Origin of the sequence: Paenibacillus sp. FSL R7-0313 (genome assembly GCF_037969885.1) — a bacterium.
Lineage (GTDB): Bacteria > Bacillota > Bacilli > Paenibacillales > Paenibacillaceae > Paenibacillus.
Genome location: NZ_CP150219.1, coordinates 1148371 through 1170334 on the forward strand (window position 1 = coordinate 1148371; position 21964 = coordinate 1170334).

At 45.1% G+C, this 21964-nt stretch carries 19 protein-coding genes; 10 read left to right on the top strand and 9 right to left on the bottom strand.

Features of this window, described 5'->3' with window-relative positions; genetic code table 11:
• Positions 1–39: 39 nt before the first annotated feature.
• From gyrB to NSQ38_RS05160, 9 genes are all read right to left on the bottom strand, one after another.
• Positions 40–1950: a DNA topoisomerase (ATP-hydrolyzing) subunit B gene (gyrB, locus tag NSQ38_RS05120; protein ID WP_076216622.1), complete on the bottom strand. Its 1911-nt coding sequence runs from the start codon at positions 1948–1950 to the stop codon at positions 40–42.
• A gap of 142 nt (positions 1951–2092) precedes the next feature.
• Positions 2093–2341 (bottom strand): extracellular matrix/biofilm biosynthesis regulator RemA family protein, encoded by a 249-nt coding sequence (locus tag NSQ38_RS05125; RefSeq protein ID WP_017691405.1) that lies wholly within the window; start codon positions 2339–2341, stop codon positions 2093–2095.
• Positions 2342–2355: 14 nt separating this feature from the next.
• Entirely contained in the window at positions 2356–3468 is a 1113-nt protein-coding gene (recF, locus tag NSQ38_RS05130) for a DNA replication/repair protein RecF (protein WP_076216624.1), read from the bottom strand.
• A gap of 57 nt (positions 3469–3525) precedes the next feature.
• The gene (yaaA, locus tag NSQ38_RS05135; RefSeq protein ID WP_036611994.1) at positions 3526–3741 is read right to left on the bottom strand and encodes a S4 domain-containing protein YaaA; all 216 of its coding nucleotides are present in this window, start codon (positions 3739–3741) and stop codon (positions 3526–3528) included.
• A gap of 16 nt (positions 3742–3757) precedes the next feature.
• Complete coding sequence (dnaN, locus tag NSQ38_RS05140) at positions 3758–4900, bottom strand: DNA polymerase III subunit beta (protein ID WP_017691408.1); 1143 nt, start codon at positions 4898–4900, stop codon at positions 3758–3760.
• 220 nt (positions 4901–5120) lie between these two features.
• Positions 5121–6467 carry a chromosomal replication initiator protein DnaA gene (dnaA, locus tag NSQ38_RS05145; RefSeq protein WP_036611990.1) on the bottom strand — a complete coding sequence of 449 codons (1347 nt, stop codon included), beginning with the start codon at positions 6465–6467 and terminating at the stop codon, positions 5121–5123.
• A gap of 867 nt (positions 6468–7334) precedes the next feature.
• Entirely contained in the window at positions 7335–8882 is a 1548-nt protein-coding gene (gene gntK, locus NSQ38_RS05150) for a gluconokinase (RefSeq protein WP_339787489.1), read from the bottom strand.
• Positions 8883–8947: 65 nt separating this feature from the next.
• Positions 8948–10309, bottom strand: coding sequence for a gluconate:H+ symporter (locus NSQ38_RS05155; RefSeq protein WP_339787492.1), 1362 nt, complete (start codon positions 10307–10309; stop codon positions 8948–8950).
• A gap of 213 nt (positions 10310–10522) precedes the next feature.
• Positions 10523–11197, bottom strand: coding sequence for a GntR family transcriptional regulator (locus tag NSQ38_RS05160; protein ID WP_339787494.1), 675 nt, complete (start codon positions 11195–11197; stop codon positions 10523–10525).
• Between the two features lie 613 nt (positions 11198–11810).
• Between NSQ38_RS05160 and rpmH the strand changes: the two genes are divergently transcribed.
• The 10 genes from rpmH to NSQ38_RS05210 all read left to right on the top strand — a co-directional run bounded on the left by rpmH (position 11811) and on the right by NSQ38_RS05210 (position 21849).
• Positions 11811–11945 carry a 50S ribosomal protein L34 gene (gene rpmH / locus NSQ38_RS05165; protein ID WP_017691413.1) on the top strand — a complete coding sequence of 45 codons (135 nt, stop codon included), beginning with the start codon at positions 11811–11813 and terminating at the stop codon, positions 11943–11945.
• A gap of 356 nt (positions 11946–12301) precedes the next feature.
• Complete coding sequence (rnpA, locus tag NSQ38_RS05170; protein WP_036611981.1) at positions 12302–12652, top strand: ribonuclease P protein component; 351 nt, start codon at positions 12302–12304, stop codon at positions 12650–12652.
• A gap of 74 nt (positions 12653–12726) precedes the next feature.
• Positions 12727–13605: a YidC/Oxa1 family membrane protein insertase gene (locus NSQ38_RS05175; protein ID WP_338589664.1), complete on the top strand. Its 879-nt coding sequence runs from the start codon at positions 12727–12729 to the stop codon at positions 13603–13605.
• Positions 13602–14303, top strand: a complete 702-nt coding sequence (jag, locus tag NSQ38_RS05180; protein WP_017691417.1) for an RNA-binding cell elongation regulator Jag/EloR — start codon at positions 13602–13604, stop codon at positions 14301–14303. The genes NSQ38_RS05175 and jag overlap by 4 nt, the downstream gene beginning before the upstream one ends.
• 211 nt (positions 14304–14514) lie before the next feature.
• A complete protein-coding gene (gene mnmE, locus NSQ38_RS05185) occupies positions 14515–15891 on the top strand; it encodes a tRNA uridine-5-carboxymethylaminomethyl(34) synthesis GTPase MnmE (protein ID WP_315938907.1) in 1377 nt (458 codons plus the stop codon).
• 222 nt (positions 15892–16113) lie between these two features.
• Positions 16114–18003 (top strand): tRNA uridine-5-carboxymethylaminomethyl(34) synthesis enzyme MnmG, encoded by a 1890-nt coding sequence (gene mnmG / locus NSQ38_RS05190; RefSeq protein WP_339787496.1) that lies wholly within the window; start codon positions 16114–16116, stop codon positions 18001–18003.
• Complete coding sequence (gene rsmG / locus NSQ38_RS05195; protein WP_036611970.1) at positions 18003–18725, top strand: 16S rRNA (guanine(527)-N(7))-methyltransferase RsmG; 723 nt, start codon at positions 18003–18005, stop codon at positions 18723–18725. The genes mnmG and rsmG overlap by 1 nt, the downstream gene beginning before the upstream one ends.
• Before the next feature lie 515 nt (positions 18726–19240).
• Positions 19241–20059, top strand: a complete 819-nt coding sequence (gene noc / locus NSQ38_RS05200) for a nucleoid occlusion protein (RefSeq protein WP_091012196.1) — start codon at positions 19241–19243, stop codon at positions 20057–20059.
• Positions 20060–20249: 190 nt separating this feature from the next.
• Complete coding sequence (locus tag NSQ38_RS05205; RefSeq protein WP_024629525.1) at positions 20250–21011, top strand: AAA family ATPase; 762 nt, start codon at positions 20250–20252, stop codon at positions 21009–21011.
• Positions 21004–21849: a ParB/RepB/Spo0J family partition protein gene (locus NSQ38_RS05210; RefSeq protein WP_062836525.1), complete on the top strand. Its 846-nt coding sequence runs from the start codon at positions 21004–21006 to the stop codon at positions 21847–21849. Before NSQ38_RS05205 ends, NSQ38_RS05210 begins: the two co-directional genes overlap by 8 nt.
• Positions 21850–21964 lie beyond the last annotated feature (115 nt).

The window sequence follows — 21964 nt, forward strand, 5'->3', positions numbered from 1 at the left end:
ATAAAAAAAGGCGCCCTCTCAGGCGCCTCTTCGAATGTGTTAAATGTCGAGGTTTTTCACGTATTTCGCATTTTCCTGGATAAAGTCACGACGCGGTTCAACATTATCCCCCATCAGGGTGTCAAACATGGTATCAGCAAGGATGGCATCATTAATCGATACTTGCATCATGGTCCGGCTCTCCGGATCCATCGTCGTTTCCCACAATTGTCCGGCATTCATCTCGCCAAGACCTTTGTAACGCTGAACGTTGAATTTCGCATTTTCCCCGAGCGTTGCAATAATTTCATCGCGCTCTTTCTCGGAACCGGCATAACGAATTACTTTGTTACGCTCAATCTTGAACAATGGCGGTTGTGCAATATACACATAACCTGCCTCAATGATTTTACGCATGTACCGATACAGGAATGTCAGCAATAGTGTCCGAATATGAGCACCATCGACGTCGGCATCGGTCATCAAAATAATTTTGTGATAGCGGGCTTTGGCAATATCGAAGTCATCACCAATACCTGTACCCATTGCCGTAATAATTGCTCTAATCTCCGCATTACCCAAGATGCGGTCGAGACGAGCTTTTTCCACGTTTAGAATCTTACCACGCAGCGGCAAAATCGCTTGGAAATGACGATCCCGACCTTGCTTCGCTGATCCGCCTGCAGAGTCACCTTCGACGATGTACAATTCGCTGATTGAAGCATCCTTGGATGAACAGTCTGCCAGTTTACCTGGAAGTGAGCTTACTTCGAGTGCACCTTTACGACGTGTCAGTTCACGGGCTTTACGGGCAGCTTCACGCGCACGTGCTGCTTGCAGTCCTTTTTCCAAAATGCGACGGGATACGGAAGGGTTCTCTTCCAGGAACTCCTGCAGCTTCTCGGCAAACAAGGATTCTACAATCCCACGCACTTCGCTGTTGCCCAGCTTGGTCTTGGTCTGTCCTTCAAATTGCGGCTCCGGAATCTTGACCGAAATAATAGCTGTCAAGCCTTCACGCACGTCATCCCCGGAAAGGTTCCCCGTGCTGTCCTTGATTACCCCCGCCTTACGGGCGTAGTCATTGATAATCCGCGTAAGGGCACTCTTGAAACCTGATTCATGCGTTCCGCCCTCATGCGTGTTGATATTGTTCGCGAAGGAATAGATATTCTCGGTGTAGTTGTCATTGTATTGCAGGGCAACTTCCACCTGGATGTTATCTCTGGAACCTTCAACGTAAATTGGATTCTCATGCAGTACTTCGCGCTTCTGGTTGAGGAAGGAGACGTATTCGATAATGCCGCCTTCATACAGGAATGAGTTGGTTGCACCTGTACGCTCATCCGTCAGTGTAAGACCAATACCCTTGTTCAGGAACGCCAGCTCACGAATACGGGCCAGCAAGATGTCATATTCATAAACTCTTGTTTCCGTGAAAATTTCAGGGTCCGGATGGAATCTAACCGTTGTTCCTGTTTCGTCGGTTGTACCGATCACTTTCAGGTCGTACTGTGGAGCTCCACGGCGATATTCCTGTTGATAGATATGTCCCTCACGTTTAACCGTTACAACCACTTTTTCAGAGAGTGCATTCACAACGGACACACCAACACCATGCAAACCACCGGATACTTTATATCCGCCGCCGCCAAATTTCCCCCCTGCATGGAGGACAGTCATAACTACCTCAAGTGCAGGACGTTTCATTTTGGTATGTTCGCCGACAGGAATACCCCGTCCGTTATCGACTACAGTCACGCTATTGTCTTCATGGATACTGACCTCAATGTGGTCACAGTAACCTGCAAGCGCTTCGTCAATACTGTTGTCCACTACTTCCCAGACCAGATGATGCAGGCCCTTGGAACTGGTGGAACCGATATACATCCCCGGACGCTTCCGTACGGCTTCCAATCCTTCAAGGACCTGAATTTCATTCGCATCATATGACGGTTGATTCATAGACATGCCTTTCACCTACTTCTATAGATTCAATATCGTAAATATGCGTTAACTAATAATGTTTGCTGAAATAGGCAACGTCCTTCATTTCAGCCAGATGTCCACATAAAAACAAGCAGAAAAAGACATACCTTATGCGACACAAACGCTAGAGATCAGGAAAAATGTGAGCCCGCTTCTTCAGCGTGGCTGAGGAAATAGGCGAGTAGTACACAATGTTTTTGGTCACCACAATGGACTTCGCTTCCTCTTCACCGATGTGTTCCACTGTCTTTTCCTGCTCGGCATGCGTGACATACTGCTTGGAGATCTTTGAGGATTTTTCAATCGATATATCAAAAATAGCGACCAATTCGGAAGAACGGATGATCTTCTCACCGCCCAGATGAATGTACATAAGCCCCTCACTCCTTAGCGTTCAACCTGTCCGGCATGAACGTGATAAATACTGGCATCTTTGAGCTTGTCAACGTTCAGGCTCTCGATCCCCGTAGCCGTAATAAAGGTTTGCACCTTGCTCTGGAACGTTTCGATCAGCTGCGTCTGGCGAAAAGGATCCAGCTCGGACAGAACATCATCCAGCAACAGAACTGGATATTCTCCGATTTCTTCATGAATCAGTTCAATTTCCGCAAGTTTAAGGGACAACGCTGTTGTGCGCTGCTGCCCCTGCGAGCCATATGTTTGTACTTCCCGATCGTTAATGAAAAAGGACAGGTCATCCCGATGCGGCCCACTAAGGGTTGTGCCTCGGCGAATCTCCTGCTCTTTCATTTGTGATAATTTTATCATAAATTGGTCCATTAAGACAGCTTCATCTTCCTCAGCGGCTTCGCTGAAGGAAGGAAGGTAGGCCAGCCGCAAGACTTCTCCGCCTCCGGTGATCCCCTGATGAATCGTTTCTGCCCACTTTTGCAGTTTCTTTATGAATTGTTTCCTTTTTTTGACGATTTTAACACCATGCTCAACCAGTTGTTCGTTCCACACCTCAAGCATGGTCTGGGCTGATGCCCCTTGTCCCCATAACTGCTTAAGCAAATTGTTTCGTTGGACGAGCACTTTTTGGTATTGCTGTAGGTGATACAGGTAGCCAGGTGCTACCTGCCCGATCTCCATGTCAAGAAACCGGCGGCGGACCCCCGGTGTGCCTTTTACAATCTCCAGATCCTCCGGTGCAAACATCACAACATTGAGCGCTCCGACAAAATCACTTAACTTGCGCTGCTCCAAGCCGTTAATTTTTGCTTTTTTGCCTTGTTGCGACAAAGATAGTTCAAGCTTGACCGATCCGTACTTTTTGTCGACCTCTGCTGCAAGTCTGGCACGTTCCTCACCGAAACGGATTAACTCCTTGTCACGGGATGTACGATGGCTCTTGGTGAGTGCGAGTACAAAAATCGCCTCTGCAAGATTGGTCTTGCCTTGGGCATTTTGCCCGATCAACAAGTTTACGGGACCAAAAGAGTCCAGTCTGAGATGTTCATAATTGCGGAAATTCTGCAGATCAATGCTGTTCACAAACACGCGGTAACCTCCCTTTTATCCCGTCCGTCAGGAGGCAGCAGGATCGAACTGGTCTTCTTATTCTGCAGCAACTTCGAATGTGCCTTCTCCGTCCACTTCAACGATATCCCCAGGGTATAACTTACGTCCCCGGCGTTCCTCAGGCTCTTTATTCACACGTACAAGACCTTCCTGAAGCAAAGCTTTGGCCATACCTCCAGTTGGGATGCAATCAGCCAGTTTCAAAAATTGATCAAGCTTGATATATTCCGTTCGAATCGTAACTTGGTTCACTGTGATCTTCCTTTCGTTAGTTGGTCGTCCGATATGGCAATATCACGTAAAGGCTGTGACTGTCATCCAGCGGTTTCAAGATAATTGGACTCATGACTCCTGTAAAAGCGATCATCAGCTGCTCACTTTCAACAACTTTCAGCACATCCAGCATGTATTTGGAGTTGAACGAGATTTTTAACGGATCTCCTGTAAACTCGGCAGGTTCGATTTCTTCTCTTACTTTACCTAGCTCGGAAGAGCTTGAAGAAATTTCAACGGATCCCGAATCCATCGTTTGCATACGCACGATGTTTGTTTTCTCTTCACGCGACAGCAAATAAGCCCGGTCAATGGATTCACTTAATTTTTTTGTATCTAAAACAAGTTCTGTTTTGTATGACGTTGGAATAATTCTAGAAGTATCGGGATATGTTCCGTCCAGAATACGGGAGTAGAACAATACACGGTCGATTTTGAACAGGACCTGGTTATCTGCAACAACGATATCCACAAGCGTATTTTGATCCGGAACAATTTTACTGAGCTCGTTCAGCGTTTTACCGGAAATGACTACGTTGTTGAAGCGGATACCTTCTGCATTATCCAGCATTGCTGATCGAGTAGCAAGACGGTGACGGTCTGTTGCCACAAATTTCAATTCGTTGTCACCCAAACTCCAGAGTACACCTGTCAGGATTGGAGTAGTCTCATGTGTGGAAATGGAGAAGACCGTTTGTTTAATCATATTTTTCAGCAAATCTCCTGGAATGGAGACCGTTTGGTTTTCTTCGATGCTTGGCAGTACCGGGAATTCTTCCGGATCAAGACCTACCAGTTGAATCTCGGTAGCACCTGCGGAGATAAAGGTGTTGAAGTTCTCTTTGACTTCCATGTGTACTTCCTGTGATGGCAGCTTCTTGATGATCTCCACGAAAAATTTGGCTGGTAAAACTACACTGCCGGGTTGATCTACCTGAACTACGCTTTTATCTCCATCTTCAAGCGGAATGAAGGATTGAATGGATATATCGGTGTCACTTGCTGTCAACGTTACACCTTGATGATTCACGTCGAATTTGATACCGCTCAGAATCGGAATCGTCGTACGGCTCGAGATCGCTTTGGATACTTGCTGTATGGAATCGTTTAAGTAGTTTTTCATTATGCTGATTTTCATGGTTTCACTCCTAGCTGATTTTTTGGGTGTTGGGGTGTTGAAAGGTGTTTTTCAAAGGCCGAAGGCTAAGCTCCGAAATGGCTATTTTGGAGATGATATCTTTAAGATCTTTTTAGTAATAATAGTAATAGGGGCACTGAATATGTGGATAAGTGGGTATAAACCCGTACACCCAAGCCTATCCACATGTGTATACGTTGTGCATAGGCTTGGGACTTGTTCAGGTTGGATTCTTAATTTTTTCGGTTAAGTTGTTGATAACTTTATAGAGATCCTGATCGTTTTTAATCGCTTGGGAGATTTTTTCGTGAGCATGTATGACAGTGGTATGATCTCGTCCTCCGAATGCTTCCCCAATTTTGGGCAGAGAAAAGTCTGTCAGTTCACGAGAGAGATACATGGCAATCTGTCTTGGGAAAGCAACTGCCTTGGTCCGTTTCCGTGCTTTGAAATCTTCAAGCTTAAGGCTATAATACTCGCCGACCTTTTGTTGGATGTCATGAATAGTGATCATTTTGGGACGACTGGAAGGAATAATATCCTTCAGTGCTTCAGCTGCCAGATGAGTGGTTACATCTTGATTAGTCAGTGAAGAATAAGCAACGACCCGAATCAGGGCGCCTTCCAGTTCACGGATGTTGGTGTCAATCTGGTTGGCAATGTACATCATCGCTTCATTCGGAATATCCAAGTTTTCCGCACGTGCCTTTTTACGCAAAATTGCGATCCTTGTCTCCAAATCTGGAGGCTGGATATCCGTGATTAACCCCCATTCAAAGCGAGAACGAAGTCGTTCTTCCAGTGTCGGAATTTCCTTCGGTGGTCTGTCGCTGGAGATGATGATCTGCTTCCGTTCCTCATGCAGCGCATTAAACGTATGGAAAAATTCCTCTTGTGTTGATTCTTTTCCCGCCAAGAACTGAATATCATCAATGAGCAAAATGTCGACGCTCCGGTATTTGTTACGGAAGCTCTCCCCGCGGTTGTCACGGATCGAGTTAATGAATTCGTTCGTGAATTTCTCAGACGACAAATAAACGACTTTGCTGCCCGGATCATGCTCCAGAACATAATGTCCGATCGCATGCATCAAGTGTGTTTTACCGAGTCCTACTCCTCCATACAGGAAGAGAGGATTGTAAGCTTTGGCGGGCGCTTCAGCGACCGCCAGCGATGCGGCATGGGCAAAACGGTTGCCCGGCCCGATGACAAATGTATCGAACGTATATTTCGGATTCAGCATGCTGAGTACCGCTTCTTCCTGTACAACTGTAGGCGTTGGCGCCGGCAATTGCGGGTCCGGTTCAGCAGGCTTGTTCTCTTCAATGACAAATTTCACATCGACTTGCTTGCCAAGCAGCTCGTATACCGTCGAGCCAACCAATTTGGTGTAACGGCTCTCCAGCCATTCGACGGCAAACGTGGTTGGTGCGGAAATGACGATTGAACGGTCATTTAGCTTGGTGGCTTTGGTTGCTTTGAACCAGGTGTCAAAGCTGGGTTTGCTGAGTTTGTTTTGTATGATTGATAAAATTTGCTGCCATAAATCAGAAGTATGGCTGTCCACAGACTGTCACTCCTTTTACATGTTCCAAGTGTGGCTTAAGCCATGATGCAGTGTCGAAATACGAGATATATTGTTGAATTTATCCCCAAACCCCCGCAGGTCGAAAACAAAAAAAGTATGAACAACGGAAAATTGTTCACAACTTTATCCACAGGCTGTTGATAATATTATGGGTCAGATCACATATTCACATCCAAAAGTAATACAATCATAGCAAAAGAAACCCCGCATTTCAACGTATCGCGTGATTTTATCCACAAATTCAATAACTTGTGTATAATTTTTAGTCACAACACAATATATTGTTTATAAACTGTTTAATTTTCGACAGAAAGACCCAAAAACCAAAAATGTTTTATACACAGGTTATCCGTCAAATGATGCCAAATTGTGTGTAAAAGTATTCTTCGTTTGTGAATAACCTGTCTGTGGATAACCGTGAAGTGAAAATGGAGCGTAATCGAGATCGGAAATGAGTTACCTCTCACCCTCGTGTTTTTTGGCCAAAGGGTAGAGGATAAAATCCATGCATTTAGCGTAAGGCTGGAAGGCGGAAAAGACCCAAATTGGCGTATCGTTAAACAAGAAATGTTATTTGATTTCTGAGGAGATGGCGATCTGTGATCATCGATATAGATGGATAATGAACAAAGAGGAATTCATTTTAAGACAAGTAGTATATGAATTATCCTGAATGAAGAGCTAAGCCGAAACTCAAATATTGAGGTAGAAGTGTATGAATGTATGATATGAATCCAAACGATATTTTATGAATTTATAGCAAAAGAGGGTGTGCCCTAAAACCGATTTTTGGTTTTAGGGCACACCCTCTTTTTTTGGTGCAGAAACGAGGTATGGATTGATGATTTAGAGACGGGGAAGGGACATCTTACGCTGGAATTCAGCGATATCTGCGTATTCCTCCTCCAGTTTGCGAGAGATCCGAATAAAGATGGGCAGCAGCTCCTGGTAAAGTACAGCATTCTCTTTGACAGGGGTATGTCGATGCGTTGTACCCACCATGGAAGAAACGGCATGAAGCGACTTGATCCGCCCAGTAGCGTACAAACCAAGCACGACGGCACCCAGACAGGAACTTTCAAAGCTCTCGGGTACAACGACCTCCTGATTGAAGATATCGGACATCATTTGGCGCCAGAGAGGGGAACGAGCAAACCCACCGGTGGCTTGAATGGAGGTAGGATGCCCAATCTGTTCTTCCATGGCAAGCAGTACTGTGTATAGGTTGAAAATAACGCCTTCCAGGACAGCACGGATCATATGCTCTTTCTGATGATGGAGTGTTAAGCCAAAAAAGGAACCACGGGCATCCGGATTCCACAATGGTGCACGTTCGCCCGATAGGTACGGATGGAACAGAAGCCCTTCCGATCCTGGCCGGACACGTTCGGCAATTTTGGTTAGAACATCATAGGAATTGATGCCAAGTCGCTTCGCTGTCTCCACTTCAGACGCTGCAAATTCATCCCGCACCCAGCGAAATAACATGCCACCGTTATTCACAGGTCCGCCAATGACCCAAAGATTCTCTGTGAGGGCGTAACAGAAGGTCCGACCTTTGGGGTCGGTAACCGGACGGTCCACGACAGTGCGAATAGCACCACTGGTTCCGATGGTTGCTGCGACAACACCAGGTTCAATAGCGTTCACGCCGAGATTGGACAAAACCCCGTCACTTGCGCCAATAACAAAGGGCGTAGAGGGGGAGAGAGCCATTTTTTCAGCCGATTCGTGATTCATTCCTTCTAATATATGTGTTGTAGGTACGAGCTTCGAGAGATGGTCGGGTGTAATGCCTGCAATCTCAAGGGCTTCTGCGTCCCAGTCCAGTTGTTCCAGATTGAGCAAGCCCGTGCAGGAAGCGATGGAATGGTCGACGACATATTGTCCGAATAGACGGAAGAATAGATATTCTTTAATCGAAATGAATTTGGCTGTGCGCTCAAAAAGTTCAGGTTCATCGTGGCGCAGCCACATTAATTTGGTCAGCGGTGACATGGGATGGATCGGTGTACCCGTGCGCAGATAGATGCGATGGCCCAGACCATTCTCTTGCAGCTGGGCAGACCAAGCTGCACTTCGATTATCCGCCCAGGTGATGCAACGGGTTAAGGGGGTGTTGTCCTGTCCCATGGCAATGACACTATGCATAGCTGAGCTGCAGGATACAAACAGGATCTGCTCGGCAGCAACGCCGCTCTGATCCATAACTCCTCGGACAGAGCGGAGGGCCGCTTGTACAATCTCTTCAGGGTCCTGCTCGGCTACATCGGGTGCAGGGGTATACAAAGGGTATTCCTGTGTTGAGGTACTGATGACGGACCCTTGCTCGGTAAATAACACGGATTTGGTACTGGTTGTACCAATATCGATCCCAATCATGTAGTTGTTCATATATTTAATCCTTCTTTCTTCAGAAAGCGATGAGATTTAATTTTTTTCTACTATAGAGACTCCATTTATACCACTGTACTTAGCAGCAATATAAAGATCAGTCCGACCACGGATAATAGTGTTTCCATAACGGTCCACGTTTTCAATGTCTGGGAGACGCTCATATTAAAGAATTCTTTGATCATCCAGAATCCCGCATCGTTCACATGGGACAAGATGAGTGACCCTGCACCTGTGGCGAGTACAACCAGCTCAATATTGGTACCTGGTGTGAGTGCAAGCACTGGAGCGACAATGCCGGCAGCAGTTGTCATAGCTACGGTTGCTGAACCGGTAGCTACACGAATGAGCGCAGCGACAAGCCAGGCAAACAGGATCACGTTGATGTTGGCATGGGTAGCGACATCCGCAATGGCGTTGCCCACACCACTATTGATCAATACCTGTTTGAAGGCACCGCCTCCGCCAATAATGAGAATGATGGTTGCCGTAGGCGCCAGACATTCACTGGTGAAGCGAGAAATATCGTGTTTGGTGAATCCACGTGCAAAGCCGAGTGAAAAGAGGGCAAATACAACTGAAATCAGCAGAGCAATGATCTCATGACCGATAAATTCACTGAAAACGGTGAAGCCGCTTGTGGCATTTGGGTCAATGATGCTGGCTATGGAACCAATCAGCATCAAAATAACCGGCAGCAATATGGTAAACAGGGTGATACCAAACCCAGGCATGTTGCTGTTTGTTTTGGTTGCGAATTGTTCAGCCAGTTCAGCTGGCGGTTCGGTGTGTATTCTTTTGCCAATAAATTTACCAAACAAAGGACCTGCAATAATCGCTGTAGGAATACCAACAATAAGGGAGTACAAAATGGTTTTACCCAGATCCGCGCTGTAGGCTTCAATCGCTATCATTGGCGCTGGGTGGGGTGGGACCAAACCGTGTACAGTCGATAAACCGGCCAAAATGGGAATACCAATCTGCAGCAGAGACATATTGGTTTTACGTGCAACGGTGAAAATGATGGGAATCATCAAAATCACGCCGACTTCGAAGAAAACGGGAATACCAACGATAAATCCAACAATCATCATGGCCCAGTGCACACGTTTCACACCGAACCGATCAACCAATGTAGTTGCAATGCGCTCGGCACCGCCAGATTCGGCCATCATCTTACCAAGCATCGTACCGAGAGCAATAACAATTGCAATGGTTCCAAGTGTGCCGCCAAGTCCCCCGGTAATGGAAGAGATCACATCGGCAGGTTTCATGCCTGTAAGCAAACCGAGCATTAATGCGGACAACAGCAGGGTGATAAAGGGATTCCATTTATACTTGGAAATCAAGACGATCAGAAAAATGATCGCAATTAACGTCCAAACCAATAATGTTGCGTTGTGGGATAGTCCAAAAAGAGTGCTCATGATGTTATGTGCTCCTTTATTTCTGATATAGAACGCTTACAAGTGAGATTATCGTCAACAATTTTTTCGTGCCGGTACTAATTAGAAGAGGTGTTGGCGAGAAATGTAGTTTTATCATGCCCAAAATGAAAACAAAATCGCGTTTTGTATACTTGTCGACAAGTTGAACCGCAATCACTCACAGCGGATATGATTGCAAACGCCTTGCTCCTTTTAGGAATCAAAGCTTTCGTGCAGGGTTTTACCGGAATCTTGGAAATACGTGCGGACTCCAGCCTGAATGAGCACTTTGTCACCAGACTCCAGTGCTTCAACGAGCAAACGGTGTTTCTCAATTACAGCGCTTACTTTCTGTTCGCCTTGAACGAATACTCTGCGCGTCGTGAGCAGCATAACGGTCATCACAACATATCGAATACTCTTCCATAGATGTGAGATACGGGAATGCTGGGCGGCTTCAATAATCGTTTCATGGAAAACGAGATCCTGGTAGGCGAATTCGACAGCGTCCTGATGCCGTCCAGCAAGTTGCATTTTGTCGATCACGTTACGCAACTGGGTGATTAATGAGTCTGGAATATCACCTGCGAGTCGCTGCTGCACAAAACTTTCAATCAGGAAACGTACATCATACAATTCTTCGACATCCTTGATTCGTAGTCCAATGACAACGACACCCATACGTTCAAGTCGAATAAGTCCTTCATTGGACAATGTACGTAAGGCTTCACGGACAGGTGAGCGACTGCTGTCAAAATCAGCCGCAATACGATTTTCCGACAAAATCTCTCCAGGTCGAAGGGTACCACTGATGATCCGCAGCCTTAATTCGCAGGCAATGGCTTCACCACGGGATGCCCCTTGAAGCCAGGAAGAAGGAAATAACATATGGCTAACGCTCCTATTAATAAGTAATCAGTTCATTACTGATCATAGCATAACTATTTTGCGGACTGGACAGTTCAGTTCAATCCATAGTCTGTAGCTACAAGCTAACGGCTAATGTTTTTTTCAAAGGACTACTAAAGGCGGATAAGTAAATCAGCTTCATCCATATACTTGTATACAAGATGTGATTTTTATCCTACACCTTTCTCAAAAGCTTGTAAACCTTAATTGAAGCGGATACAACCTGATTAGAATTCGACGATATTTATAGCCTATAATCATTATCCACATGTGAATAACTTTAAACAGGATGTAATGAAGGAGATAGCGGGTATTGGAGGGTGTGGATAACTATAAATGCTGAAATAGGGTGATCTGATCGGGGTCTGGGGATAACTTTCAGGACTCTCTTCGGGGCTTGGTCATGGAATGGAAGTGAACGGATTGTGGCCATTACTTTGGGTGGGATGAAGAGTGTATATAAAAGAGGGAGAAGCCTTACGCCTTGCAGTTGACTTTTCCAGGTGGTCATGGTTAAATATATAAAGGTGTTTTCTGTGAAGATGAAAGTGATTCATCACATAAGTATTTCCTTGTGAGGAGGTGCAATACATTGAGACCTACATTCAAACCGAACGTTAGCAAACGTAAAAAAGTTCATGGTTTCCGGAAAAGAATGAGCACGAGCAACGGCCGTAAAATTTTGGCCGCACGTCGCCTTAAAGGCCGTAAAAACCTGAGTGCTTAATGCATTGAAGACCACCGAGGTGGTCTTTTTTTTCTTAATTAGCTCAAATCAGACTGGATGCTGCTACAGATCAGGTCTGAATGGTCTGCTAAAAAGTGCTGAACACATATGAAGTATGTTGAGTGAGTTTTCCATTTTTCGAAAACTTACCTTATATAATGATGAATGTTTGCTTGGTTAAATGGCCAATCAACAATCATCCCGGATGAATGCTGATCAGTTCAAGTAGCTGATAAACAGTCATCCCAAATGAAGTTGTCGCCAAGACGGTTTACCGTCATTCAAGAAAGCCTATACTAAATCAGTAATGAGGCCTCCGTCAATAACAATGGTGGAGAACAGCAAGGAGAAGCGCCGTGTATAAAAGACTGCGTCTACGAAACCGGGCGGACTTTAGCCGCGTATACCGGTATGGGAAATCGTTTGCCAATCATCAATTCGTGGTGTATGGCTGTCGCCGTAAAGATACGGAACAATTTCGGGTCGGCGTATCATGCAGCAAGAAAATCGGAAACGCTGTCGTACGCAACCGGATGAGACGCATGATCAAGGAAATTGTTCGTCATCATGAGCATGAGATCGTCACGCAGATGGATCTGATTTTTATCGTCAGAAAAGGTGCACTGGACATGCCCTATAAGGAAATGGAAAAAAGCCTGCTACATGCGATGCGAAAGGGCTCTCTTTTGAAGTCGAGCAAGCGGTAAGCTTCGGTTTATTTGTCCTCCTAATTATGGTATGATTTACGGTGGAATGGAATGGTTAAGAGAGGGGTTATGAAGTGTCGCGATTGAAGACATCAAAGGGGAAGTGGATTCTCCTCATTGCAGTCATTGCAATGGTCACTGTACTCGCCGGATGTACTCCACAAGGAGCCGGGGTTACTACGGAAGATCTGAAGAATAGTGGCTCATTCTGGCAAAGCAATGTTGTGTACTGGTTCTCACTGGCGCTGGATACATTCGCCAACTGGTTTAACGGTGAATATGGACTGGCCGTCCTCGTGATGGTGCTTATTGTGCGGACATTGATTTTACCATTAACAATGAAACAAGTCCGTAGCTCCAAAGCTATGCAGGCGATTCAGCCGCAGCTGAAGGAGATTCAAGCCAAGTTTAAAGATACACCTGAGAAAGTTCAGCAAGAAACAATGAAGTTGTTTCAGGAGAATAAAGTTAATCCGATGGCGGGTTGTCTGCCGCTTATCATTCAGATGCCGATTTACATCGCACTTTATAACTCAATTTACGGAAACTCCAGTCTGAGAACACATGATTTCTTGTGGCTTCAGCTCGGGGAACCGGATCACCTGTTTATTTTGCCAGTGCTGGCTGCCATTACAACATTCATTCAAACATGGATGATGATGCGTATGAACCCTGCACAGCAAGTTGGTCCGATGCAGTTTATGCTTTGGGTATATCCAATTTTGATCTTCGTGATGTCCTACCAGTTCCCGTCAGCACTTCCGCTGTACTGGTTCTACAGTAACATCTACACGATCGTGCAAAACTATTTCCTTTACCGGAATAATGATAAAATCGTGGCTGAGGTCAACGTGAAGCAGAATAGCTCTTCCAAAAATGGAGCTAAACGCAAAAACGGTGGCAAAGCGACCGTCTCTGGAAAAGGGTCGAAAGGGGCCAAAAAATCGAAATGACCAAAGTCATTACGTCAGGAAAAACCGTTGAAGATGCTGTAAACCAAGGATTGACCGAGCTTGGCGTAAGTCGGGACAAGGTCGAGATACAAGTGTTAGAGCAGCCGTCAAAAGGATTCCTGGGTTTGTTCGGGGTGAGGGCGGCCAAAGTTGAAGTGAAATTATTGCCTGTGCCGGAAGTTGTTCCACAGCCGATCAAGCCAGCTGCATACAAACCTGAAGTAGATGCATTACTTGAGGATGTTGCAGCTAAAAATCCCTATGAAGAAGCGGCTGCTTTCTTGAAAGAGGTCGCAGCAGGTATGGGACTGGATGTTGAAGTGCATATCAAAAAACAGCGGGATGGACATATCTTCAATATTGCCGGCGAAGATCTGGGCATGATTATTGGCAGACGTGGACAGACGCTGGATGCGCTTCAGTATCTAACGAACATTGTAGCGAACCGATATTCGGAAAGCTTCGTTCGAATTGTGCTCGACGCGGAGAATTTCCGTCAACGTCGGCGGAAGACACTGGAGGATCTGGCTGAACGGTTGGCTGGACAAGCAATTCGTACTGGTAAGGAAGTTGTACTGGAACCAATGCCTCCGCTCGAACGGAAAGTCATCCATGCAAAACTGCAAAATCATCCGCAGATTAAGACGTTAAGTAAGGGCGAGGAGCCTAATCGGCGTGTGGTTATTACGACGAAATAACACGAAATTGAAGACGCAATGGCTTCCTGCCCGGTGCAGAAGCCATTGCTTTTTTCGTACAGAAGTAATTTGATAAGGTGCGTAGAACAAGTAAAGAGTGAACTTAATACGATAACTGGCATGTCATATGTTATATCATTAATAGATTTGAAAATGGATATGGCGTCCCCTGAGGGGCGGCAATTTTAAAATAGAGCAAGGAGAGATAACCATGATCAGTGATACGATCACAGCGATATCAACGGCTGTTGGAGAGGCGGGTATCGCCGTGATCCGGGTCAGCGGCCCGGATGCAGTGTCGGAGACGGAAAAGATTTTTCGCAGCAAAACCCCTTTAACTCAGGCAGCATCCCATACGGTTCATTATGGTCATATCATAGATCCGGCGAGCGGCGAGAAGATCGAGGAAGTGCTGGTAACAGTCATGCGAGCACCTCGGTCGTTCACAACAGAAGATGTGGTGGAGATCAGTGCGCATGGTGGTGTAGTGTCTGTAAAACGGGTCATGGACCTGTTGTTGCAGCTTGATATTCGTCTGGCTGAACCCGGTGAGTTCACGAAACGTGCTTTCCTTAATGGGCGGATTGACCTGTCTCAGGCGGAAGGTGTCATGGATCTTATTCGTTCCAAATCGGACCGAGCTTTCTCGGTTGCATTAAAACAGGTTGAAGGCAAGCTGTCCTCCAAACTGCGTGATCTACGATATACACTGGTGGAAACACTGGCTCATATTGAAGTAAATATCGATTATCCAGAGCATGATGTGGAGTCGTTAACGTCTGATTTTATCAAAGAAAAGTCCAGTCAGGTTATGACTGAAATTGATAAATTGCTGACTACAGCAGAACAAGGAAAGATCCTGCGAGAAGGTATCACGACGGCAATCGTTGGACGACCTAACGTGGGTAAATCCTCATTGATGAATACACTTGCGCAAGACAATCGAGCTATCGTCACGGACATTCCAGGAACAACTCGTGATGTAATTGAAGAGTTCATTACGATCAATAATATCCCGCTGAAATTGCTGGATACGGCAGGAATCCGGGAAACGATGGACGTTGTAGAGAAGATTGGGGTAGAACGCTCTCGTTCTGCGGTAAGTGAAGCCGATCTGATCTTAATGGTTGTGAATGCTGCGGAGCCACTTCATCCCGATGAGATTGAATTATTGGAACAAATCCGCGGTAGACAATCGATAATCATTATGAATAAAATGGACTTAACACCACAGGTAGAACGTGACGTGCTGCTTCGTTACATTCCGGAAGAACGGCTTGTACCGATGTCGGTGAAAGATGATCTGGGTGTGGATCGACTGGAAGATGCCATCTCTACGCTATTCTTCAGTGGTAAACTGGAGTCCGCAGATCTGACCTATGTCAGCAATGTGCGTCATATTGCTTTGCTCAAAAAAGCGAAGCAGTCCCTCGTAGATGCCTATGAAGCAGCAGAGCAGTTCATTCCGATCGATATGATTCAGATTGATGTTCGTTTGGCGTGGGAGCATTTGGGCGAGATTGTTGGAGATACGGCACATGATGCATTAATTGATCAGATTTTCTCCCAGTTCTGTCTAGGAAAGTAAAAAAAATATACTGCGGATTGACTTGAATCGTAGTGTATGATGGAAAGGTACAATTTCTGCCTGTTGTCAAAGGATGGAATGATGTTGTAGCCATTACGTGTTGGTTTCATATAGATAGGAATGCAAGTTCCGATGAACGGTTAGAAGTAGTTTCATTATTGTAGAACATGATCCGTCTGTGTGATTTACACCAAATGCAGCGGAATAAGGAGGTAAACGGGAATGGCTTTTGATGGCGGCAGTTATGATGTAATCGTCGTTGGTGCAGGACATGCTGGTGTGGAATCCGCGCTGGCCGCAGCTCGTATGGGGTCCAAAACACTAATGATTACGATCAATCTGGATATGGTGGCCTTTATGCCTTGTAACCCATCTATTGGGGGACCGGCCAAAGGACATGTTGTGCGCGAGATTGATGCACTTGGTGGAGAAATGGGACGGAATATCGATAAAACCTTTATTCAGATGCGGATGCTTAACACGGGTAAAGGGCCTGCTGTTCACGCGCTTCGTGCTCAGGCAGATAAATTCTCCTACCAGCATAAAATGAAGGAAACGATGGAGAATGAACGTAATCTGACGATGCGTCAGGGTATGGTTGATCGACTGATCGTTGAAGACGGAAAATGTGTAGGCGTTGTGACTCAGACCGGAACAGAGTATCGGGCTAAAGCGGTCGTTCTGACAACAGGCACATACTTGCGCGGCAAAGTGATCATGGGTGAGTTGATGTATGAGAGTGGACCGAACAATCAACAACCATCTCTTAAATTGTCAGAGCATCTGCGTGAACTGGGCTTTGATCTGGTACGTTTCAAAACAGGTACACCACCACGTGTGCACAAGGATACGATTGATTTTAGCAAAACCGAAATTCAGCCTGGTGATGATGAGCCGAAGTTCTTTTCCTATGAAACAGAATCTTCTGATAATGAGCAGCTGCCTTGCTGGTTGACGTATACATCTGTGGAAACACATCAGATTATTAATGATAATCTGCATCGTGCACCGATGTTTTCGGGTGTAATTGAAGGGACTGGGCCACGTTATTGTCCATCCATTGAAGATAAAATTGTCCGGTTTAGCGACAAACCTAAACATCAGATTTTCCTCGAGCCGGAAGGTAAAAATACATCGGAGTATTATGTGCAGGGATTATCTACAAGTCTGCCAGAAGATGTTCAACTTGCGGTTCTGCGCTCCATTCCGGGTATGGAAAAAGTGGAAATGATGCGTAACGGTTATGCGATTGAATACGATGCGATGGTACCTACACAATTGTGGCCATCACTTGAAACCAAACGTCTGCCAGGTCTGTTCACAGCAGGTCAGATTAATGGTACTTCCGGTTATGAAGAAGCGGCTGGACAAGGCGTTATGGCCGGCATTAATGCAGCACGCAAAGTACAAGGTAAAGAGCCGATTGTGCTTGATCGCTCCCAAGGTTATATTGGCGTGCTGATTGATGATCTGGTAACGAAGGGTACAAATGAACCATATCGTCTGTTGACTTCACGCGCTGAATATCGTCTGTTGCTTCGCCATGATAATGCAGATATGCGTTTGACGGAAATCGGACATGACATTGGTCTGATCCCTGAAGAGCGTTATGCGAAATTCCTGGATAAAAAGGCGAAAGTCGAGCAGGAAGTTGCACGTCTGAAAGTGGCTAAAGCTCGCCCGGTTGAAGTGAATGCCAAGCTGGAAGAGTACGGATCTACACCTATTCAGGATGGCAGTACGTTGCTTACCTTGCTGCGTCGCCCGGAGCTGGGGTATGAACTGATTGAACAGCTCTCACCATCTGAGGTAGAACTGACAGCAGATATGAAAGAACAAGTGGAAATACAAATTAAATATGCGGGTTATATTGAGAAACAATTGATCCACGTGGAACGTTTGCAAAAGATGGAGAAAAAGAAAATTCCGGACACCATCGTATATGATGAGATTCATGGTCTTGCTATGGAAGCCAAACAGAAGCTCGCTACGATTCGTCCAATCTCGATTGGTCAGGCCTCTCGTATTGCTGGAGTTACTCCTGCCGACATCTCCATTCTGCTGGTCTACCTGGAGCATTATAACCGTGTAACCGCAGCAAGGGGACAATAATGGACGATATTCAACAGCAACTGCAGCGGCGCTTAAAGAAACATGGATTAGAACTGGGCGAACTCCAGTTGGAGCAATTCGAACTGTATTATCAGGAGCTGGTATCCTGGAATGAAAAGATGAATCTGACGGGCATAACGGATCGGGAGCAAGTGTATACAAAACATTTCTATGATTCGGTATCACTAGCTTTTTATACTGACATGACCAAAGTGAATAAGCTTGCTGACATTGGATCAGGAGCCGGTTTTCCGGGATTGCCACTGAAGATCTGTTTCCCGCATATTAAGCTTACGATCATTGATTCATTGAATAAACGGATTGGCTTTTTACAGCATGTGGTAGATATTCTTGGGCTGACAGATGTCGAGTTGGTTCATGGTCGTGCTGAAGAGATTGGACGCAAAGAAGGGTATCGAGACAGCTACGATCTCGTTACGGCGCGTGCAGTAGCCAAGCTGGCTGTGCTGAATGAATTCTGTCTTCCGTTTGTTCGTAAAAGTGGAATATTCGCTGCGATGAAGGGCGGAGACCCGCGTGAAGAAATGAAGGAAGCGGAGTTCAGCTTCAATCAGCTGAAAGGACGGGTTAAGGCCGTTCATCCATTCCAGCTGCCGGTTGAAGAATCAGAGCGTCATATCATTCTGATTCAGAAATTTGATAAAACACCATATAAGTATCCGCGCAAACCAGGTACTCCAATGAAGACTCCGCTGATATAGTTACGTGATGGTTTTGAATTCAGTCAAAACAAAATAGAATTTTAGACATAGATAAAGAGGATGTTTCACGTGAAACATTCTCTTTTTTTTGTTTTCTGAAATGGAGGACTCGATCAACATTGCGGATACTCCGTATTACATATCTCTTAAAGAACCTGTAATGATGAATTTCATGCACAGTAGCTCATGAACAAATTCATTAATTGAATGTGTACAAGTCGTCATATTTCCAATATTCACAAAGAAAAAGCAGGAAAATTAGCAGAGTTTAAAGAATAGGTAAGCATAGGATTATGATAGAAAAGATGATAGAATAGAAGTATCCGATCCTGGGTCACAGCGATCATAGATTATATGTATAGATAGATGGATATGCGTTCGATGTTGCATGACAGAAAGCGTTATGAAAGGCAAAACTTATTCCAAGAACGATGCATGTGAAAGGTCGCTTATTGAATAAGAAGCACCTGCAAAGACTGTGGGAGCTATTACGAAACTAGGTGGTAATCTGCGGAATGAAAGAACAATTTTCGAAGTTGTTTGGTTTGGCGGAGCGCAATAACGGAGATGAGATCAAACAGATTCCGGTCAATGAAATTGTGAGCAGCCCATATCAACCCCGTACTATTTTTGATGATGATAAAATTGATGAGTTGTTGCAGACGATCAAAACACATGGCGTAATTCAGCCTATTGTCGTTCGCGTGCGAAATGGATCATATGAGATTATTGCCGGGGAACGTCGCTGGCGTGCAGTTCGAAAACTGGGTTTGGATACGATTCCGGCTATTGTACGTGAGTTCAACGATTCTCAGGCCGCATCCATTGCACTGATTGAGAACTTGCAACGTGAAGGATTGACTTCAATTGAAGAAGCTGTCGCTTATCAGAAGCTGATCGACTTGCATCAACTGACACAGGAAAGTCTGGCACAACGACTCGGCAAAAGCCAGTCAACCATCGCTAACAAGATTCGGTTGTTGCAGCTCCCAGAAGGCATTAAGGCCGCATTGATGGAACGCAAAATTTCTGAACGGCATGCAAGAGCATTACTTTCTCTCGATACGGAAGAACTGCAGATGAAGTTGCTCGGTGAGATTATCGAAAAAGAATTGAATGTGAAACAGACAGAGGCACGTGTTGCCTTCTACAAGGAATCTTCCAAGATTAAAAAATCTAGACGTGTTTCCTTTACCAAGGATGTAAGACTTGCACTTAATACGATTCGCCAATCCATTGATATGGTAACTGGCTCAGGTCTGGACATTAAAACCAAAGAAGCAGACCATGAGGATCATTATGAGATCGTTATCCATATTCCAAAACGCAAATAATTGAAGCTTATGGCGGCAATGGGCCGCTTTTTATGTCTATAAAGCAAGCTAGGTCTGACATTTTTAAAGAACGGTCGGTATATTGATGGAACGGTAGTTGTTGTTTGTGTGGACGATAGCCGCCTGCTTTTTGTTAACAATATCTCACAACCTACAAGAAAAGACTCCTATTTTATTTGAGGTGAAGTAATTGTCTAAGATTATGGCCGTAGCAAATCAAAAGGGCGGTGTGGGGAAAACGACGACATCTGTTAACTTGGGTGCAGGACTGGCTTCACTCGGGAAAAGAGTATTGCTTGTCGATATTGACCCTCAGGGGAATACAACCAGCGGAGTTGGAATCAATAAAGCAGATGTGGCTAATTGTATATATGATGTCATTATCAATGAGGTTCCTCCTCAAGAAGCGATTGTGGAGACTCAGATTGAAGGCCTTCATATCATACCTGCAACGATTCAGCTTGCCGGAGCCGAGATCGAATTGGTGTCCACGATATCACGGGAAGTTCGCCTGAAAAAATCACTCGCCATGGTGAAAAAAAACTATGATTACATACTGATCGATTGTCCACCATCCCTTGGTATGTTAACGATCAATTCGTTGACTGCTTCCGATTCGGTGATCATTCCGATTCAGTGTGAGTATTATGCACTTGAAGGATTAAGCCAGTTGCTTAATACGGTTCGTCTGGTACAGAAACATCTGAATACATCCCTGCAGATTGAAGGGGTATTGCTGACGATGTTTGATGCGCGGACCAATCTGGGAATTCAGGTTATTGAAGAAGTGAAAAAGTATTTTCAACAAAAAGTATATCAAACAATTATTCCGCGTAATGTACGGCTTAGTGAAGCACCATCTCATGGTCAATCCATTATTACGTATGACCCTCGTTCAAGAGGGGCGGAAGTGTATTTAGAGCTCGCAAAGGAAGTGATTTCTTATGAGTAAGCGGCTTGGAAAAGGTCTTGATGCCCTCATTCCTTCGCTTTCAATTAATGACGATGATAAAGTCGTAGAAATCCCGATTAGTCAACTGCGGGCTAACCCCTATCAACCACGTAAAGTATTTGATGAGGGCGCAATACATGAACTGGCTGAGTCCATTCGTCAGCATGGTGTCATACAACCCATTATTGTTCGTCCTGTATTACGAGGTTATGAGATTATCGCTGGAGAACGAAGGTTCAGAGCTTCGCAATATTGTGGTAATGCCACGGTACCGGCTGTAGTCCGTAACTTCAGTGATCAGCAGGTAATGGAGATTGCGTTGATCGAGAACCTGCAACGGGAGAATCTGAACGCCATGGAAGTTGCAGTTGCTTATCAGGGGTTAATGGATCAATTCGCGTTGACTCAGGAAGAGTTGTCTGTAAAAGTAGGTAAATCACGTTCTCACATTGCTAACTTCTTGCGTCTGTTATCATTACCCGAAGAAGTAAAAGACCATGTTTCACGTGGAACATTATCTATGGGACATGCACGTGCGATCGTGGGTGTGAAGGACGAGGTTATGGTGAAGCAACTTGCCAAACAAACCATTGATCAGCAATGGAGTGTACGTGAGTTGGAGGAAGCTGTTCAACAATTGGATCGATCCAAAACAGGTGAGGCTAAAGCCAAATCGAAGTTAAAAAAGAAAGATCCATTCATTGATACATTGGAAGAATCTCTTCGTGAACGTTTCAAAACAACAGTGAAAATCAAGCACAATAAAGATAAAGGTAAAATTGAGCTCAACTACTACAGTCAACAGGATCTGGAACGGCTATTGGAATTGTTACAATAACAGTCGGGTCTATGATTCATTAACAACATGCGGGGCTTACTCATGTCATGACATATCGCCTCTGTACCATGGAGAAACGATATGTCATTCTTTGTTTATAGGGTTATATGTGCAA